The following is a 4,890-nucleotide window of genomic DNA, read 5'->3' on the forward strand; positions in this document are numbered from 1 at the left end:
ACGAGAGCCTTGGTGAGACCAAGGTTCTTGGCCACGCCGGCGAAGAGCTTCGTCTTGGCTTCGGCAATTTCGATGCCCTTCACCACCATGAGGCCGTCAGCCACGCGGGAGGAAAGGGCCATGCGCAGAGCCAGAGCACGCACCTTCTTGTTGACCTTGAAGCTGTAGTCACGCGGCTGAGGTCCGAAAATGATCGCGCCGCCACGCATGATGGGGGAGCGGTTGGAACCCTGACGCGCATTACCAGTGCCCTTCTGCTTGAAGGGCTTCTTGCCGCCGCCGGACACAAAGGCGCGGGTCTTGGCGGCGTGAGTACCGGCACGCTGGGCGGCGCGATAGGCACGAACCACAAGGTTCAGAATCTCCGGCCTCACTTCGACTTCGAACACTTCGGGAGCGAGGGTGACTTCCCCGGCTTCCTGCTTGTTCTGATCGTAAACTTTCATAACAGCCATTGCTTCTCTCCTGTGTTGCGCACTACTGCTTGCGCACCAGCACCAGACCGTTCTTCGGTCCGGGCACGGCACCCTTGATAAGGATGACGTTATCCTCGGGGCGGACTTCCACGATCTTCAGGCCCTGCTGCGTGACACGCTCGGCGCCCCACTGACCAGCCATTTTCTTGCCCTTGAACACATGGCCGGGGAAGGTGTTGTTACCGATGGAACCACCGGAACGATGCACCTTTTCGTCGCCATGGCCATCGTCCATGCCATGGAAGTTCCAACGGCGCATAACGCCCTGATAACCTTTACCAATGCTGGTACCCGTCACCTTCACGGTGTCGCCGGCGGCGAACACTTCGGCGGTGAGCACCTGGCCGACTTCAACGGTGGCCGGTTCGGCGAGACGAATCTCGCGGACCTCGCGGCAGGGAGCCACGCCGGCCTTGGCGAAGTGACCGCGCAGAGCCTTGGTCACTTTCTTTTCAGCCACTTCTTCAAAGGCGATCTGAAAAGCGTTGTAGCCGTCCTTTTCCACCGTCTTGACCTGGGTCACGGGGCAGGGACCTGCCTTGACCACAGTCACGGCAACAGCGCTGCCGTCGTCGGCGAAAATACGGGTCATGCCCAGCTTTCGTCCAATAATACCCATTTTCTCAGACATGACGCCCCTCTCTAGAGCTTAATTTCCACATCCACGCCGGCGGGCAAGGAAAGCTTGCCCAGAGCGTCCACGGTCTGCTGCGTGGGGTCGAGGATGTCCATAAGGCGCTTGTGGACCCTCATCTCGAACTGTTCACGGGACTTCTTGTCCACATGGACCGAGCGCTGAATCGTGTACTTGTGAATGTTGGTGGGCAGAGGAATAGGCCCAGCCACGCCGGCGCCGGTATTGCGCGCCGTGTCCACGATTTCCGCCACAGCCTTGTCCAGGATGCGGTAATCGTAAGCCTTAAGCTTGATACGGATACGATCACTGCCAACTGTCGTCATTGCGAATCTCCATTTTCTGGCAAACCCGCTCCGGCTGATCCCTGTCGGAGTATTTCAGCCGGAGAATCCACCGCCGAAAAGGCGGCTGACCGGTCAGAACGCCGGTCATTTCATGAGGCTTTTCCCAACGCTCACCTTGCGTGGGAAAAAAGCCCTTCGTTCCTACACCTCAAAGGCAGGATACGACCAAAGACGCCTTTGAATCTTCAAAGTCGTTCGGCTCATGTGGATATGTATGCGGGGGATAAAGAGAAGAACGGAACCAATGGCGACCGCTTCGAGCCCAGCAAAAAGTCCATAAAAGCCGATCCTGGTCGCCAACCCGGCCTGTACCGGAAAATTGCTTTCCGTCAAACAGGTGGTTCCGCAGGAGCCAACACATACCCGGTACCTGGATTGCCCAATCTACCGGAAACCCTTGCAATCCGCGAAGTCTCGGATCGCCGTGGTCTGACATCTTAGGCATGTGTGACGCCTGCAAATGTCAAAACCCTGATCGAATGCTCAGAGTACAGCAGGACAGATTCCATCTGCCCTTCCCTGCCGTCCAGGGAAACGCCCATGGGATGGGCGAGGTCTATTTGTAGCTTCACCGCCCCCGGGAGTCAAGTTTTTTTTGTTTTTTTTCCATTTTTTCCCAGAAGCCGAAAAAAGGCATTTTTTTCAGCGATTCCGCCCTACGGCGAAGGACGCTCCCGCCCTCACGCTTCCCCGGAACAGCCCCTATTCGCCTTCGCTTCGAGGGAAAAGCCCGTGCAACATGAGGAAACGCTGCAGAGGCCTTCACGCATCCACGCGGAAAAAGGCCTGCCGCGGCCATACCCGCCGTCCCCGGGGACGCGTCTTCGCAAGAGCCGGAAACATTCCTGCACACCGGCGGCAATTTTTGACGCCACTTTTTCAAGCCGGCCTGCGGCCGAACCTGCCCCGACAAAGACGAGCGGTACAACAGCAAAGAGAAAGCCCCGGGCTTTCGCCGCCCTCGCGGCCATGGGAACATGCCCGGAGAACTCCCTGCGGCAGACTTACCTAAAAGGAAAACCAGCTCGTCCCCGGCTCATGCAGCTTTTCCCCGGAGGATGCCTGCTTTTCGTCGCTCATGCCGCGATCAGGCCAGTAGGCTTCGTAATAGGCAGTTTCGGAAGCTGCATCGCCTATGAGGAAAAGCTCGTCCGCCGCCTGGAATTCCCGGTGCGGATCAGGGTTGACCAGCATTTCGCCGGAGGCCGTCTTCACCGCCACCACGTTACAGCGCAGATTCTTGCGAATGCCGCTGTTGACGAGGTTCTTCCCGGCCAACCCTACCCCAGCGACGGCCCGGAAGATATTCAACCCCTCGTTGAGCATGAACACCCTGCCCGGTTCCAGAAGGTTGATGATATCATTGGCCACAAGAGAAGCCAGGGATAGCACGAGATCTGCTCCGGCCATGTGCAGCACATGCACGTTGCGGTCAAGATTGGTGCGGGTGATGATCTGCACGTCGGGCCGAAGCTTGCGGCAGTAAATGGTAAGGTAGATATTGATATCGTCGTCGTGGGTGGTGATGATGATAGAAGGGGAAGTCCTGATACCCGCCTTTTCCAAGGTGACAGGATCGGAGGCGTCGCCCACCTGCACGCGCACGCCGGGGATGCGGGAGGAAATGTTGGACCTGTCCACCACCACGACATCCTGCCCGCGTTCTTTCAAAGCCAGCGCGGCAGCGGTTCCCACCCGGCCGCCGCCGAGTACCAGCACCGGGCCGGCCTGCTCCGGTGCAGCCTCTTCCCTGGCTACGAAGCGGGAAAAATTATCCATCTGCCTGCGGGAGCCGGCCATGACGAGCACCTTGTGCTCTTCCAGCACCGTATCCGGGCCGGGATGCTCGAACACGCCGTGATTCCAGAGCCCCACCACGTTGACGCCCGTCCTGCCGCGCAGATTACTTTCCCGGAGCGTCTGCCCGCTGAGGGAAGTCTGCTTCACCGGGGCTTCCGCGACGACCAGGGGGCCGAACGTAGCCAGCGGACTCACCGTAAGGCTGCCGCTGATGACCCTGCGCGTGAGGGACTGCCCGAGGACCTTGCGGAACTGGAATACCCTGGAGCAACCTGCGAGCTTGAGGATTTCGATGGATTCATCCTTCTCCGCACGGGAAACCATGGGCACGTTCTTATCCAGTTCCCGCAGGGTGAAGGCCACGTTGATATTGCGCACATCGGCGTCCAGCGCCACCACGATGCGGGCGTTCTGGGCATGAAGGCCGCGGTAGACCTCGGCATCGTCGTAATCGCCCACCACGGCGTGGAGACCGAGATCCATGAGGTCAAGGGCCTGCTGCGTATTGGCGCACAGAAGCACGCTGAAGAATCCGTAGCGGGAAAGTACCTGTGCGAGGTTGCGCGTCACAGGGCTTATGCCCACGATGATGATGTGGCTACGCACCGAAGCCGGCAGGCTGTGCTTCACTTCCTTTTTCTTCTGTGCCTCCAGCCATGGAGTGTATACGAACTGGATAAAGGAAGAAGGCAGCACGATGAGCAGGCCCACAATACCGGTGAGCAGCACCACTATGGAAAAAATCATGCCCAGATCAGAATGGAAGGTAATATCGCCGAACCCCAGCGTGGACATGACTGTGAGCGTCCAGTACAGCCCGGTGATCCACGAATATTCGCGCCCCTCGTATTCCATGATATAGTGGAAAAGCACGCTGAACACGGCCACACACACGGCAAGGACGAGGATGAAACGGAAGAAGTAGCCGAAATTGCGGCGCGCCCCTTTCTGGCACAACATTGAAAACTGACTGGAAAAAAATTTCATGGCGGCAGTATGCCCCACCCTTGCGGCAGGAGGGCTGAAAAGGCCGCCGCCCCGTTACCGGAGCGGCGGCCCGTCTGTCTGTCAGGAGGCGTCCATGCGGGCGCCGGATAGTCCGTTAAGGCTTAGAAGCCCTTGGACTGCATGTAGTTGATGAGATCGGTGACACGGACGGAGTAAGCCCATTCGTTGTCGTACCAGCTCACCACCTTGGCGAGGGTGCCGTCCTGCACGGTGCAGTATTCGGATTCCACGATGGAGGAACGGGAATCGCCCTTGAAGTCCATGGATACGAGGGGAAGGTCGTTCACACCGAGGATGCCCTTCAGGTAGGTATCAGAAGCGGCGCGGAAGGCGTTCACCAGGGTTTCGGCGTCGGTGGACTTTTCAAGCACGGCGGTGAAGTCCACAATGGACACGGTGGGGGTGGGCACACGCAGGGCGTAACCGGCGAAGCGGCCCTTCAGGGAAGGAATGACTTCGGCCACGGCCTTGGCGGCGCCGGTGCTGGTGGGGATGATGTTCAGAGCGGCAGCGCGGGCGCGACGCAGATCCTTATGGGGCAGGTCGAGGATACGCTGGTCGTTGGTGTAGGAGTGCACGGTGACCATGCTGCCGAGCTTGATGCCGAATTCCTGGTGCATGACCT

At 58.9% G+C, this 4,890-nt stretch carries 4 protein-coding genes and 1 pseudogene; all 5 read right to left on the minus strand.

What is annotated here, in order from left to right; all coding sequences use genetic code 11:
- Positions 1 to 455: 50S ribosomal protein L4 (gene rplD, locus K8W16_RS05990; protein WP_304122081.1), on the minus strand; the 455-nt coding region annotated here is incomplete at its 3' end.
- A gap of 22 nt (positions 456 to 477) precedes the next feature.
- Positions 478 to 1,107 (minus strand): 50S ribosomal protein L3, encoded by a 630-nt coding sequence (gene rplC / locus K8W16_RS05995; protein ID WP_304122083.1) that lies wholly within the window; start codon positions 1,105 to 1,107, stop codon positions 478 to 480.
- An 11-nt stretch (positions 1,108 to 1,118) separates the two neighbouring features.
- On the minus strand, positions 1,119 to 1,436 hold the full coding sequence (rpsJ, locus tag K8W16_RS06000) for a 30S ribosomal protein S10 (protein WP_077071459.1): 318 nt from the start codon (positions 1,434 to 1,436) through the stop codon (positions 1,119 to 1,121).
- 1,029 nt (positions 1,437 to 2,465) lie between these two features.
- Positions 2,466 to 4,217, minus strand: coding sequence for a TrkA family potassium uptake protein (locus tag K8W16_RS06005; protein WP_304122086.1), 1,752 nt, complete (start codon positions 4,215 to 4,217; stop codon positions 2,466 to 2,468).
- 149 nt (positions 4,218 to 4,366) lie between these two features.
- Positions 4,367 to 4,890: pseudogene (locus K8W16_RS06010) on the minus strand (type I glyceraldehyde-3-phosphate dehydrogenase); the annotation flags it as partial.

Source organism: Mailhella massiliensis (assembly GCF_020741395.1).
In the GTDB taxonomy this organism is placed as follows: Bacteria; Desulfobacterota; Desulfovibrionia; order Desulfovibrionales; family Desulfovibrionaceae; genus Mailhella; species Mailhella massiliensis_A.

Coding starts and splice junctions, on each gene's coding strand:
- rplC (WP_304122083.1), bottom strand. CDS start 1,107: ATGTCTGAGAAAATGGGTATTATTGGACGAAAGCTGGGCATGACCCGT.
- rpsJ (WP_077071459.1), bottom strand. CDS start 1,436: ATGACGACAGTTGGCAGTGATCGTATCCGTATCAAGCTTAAGGCTTAC.
- K8W16_RS06005 (WP_304122086.1), bottom strand. CDS start 4,217: ATGTTGTGCCAGAAAGGGGCGCGCCGCAATTTCGGCTACTTCTTCCGT.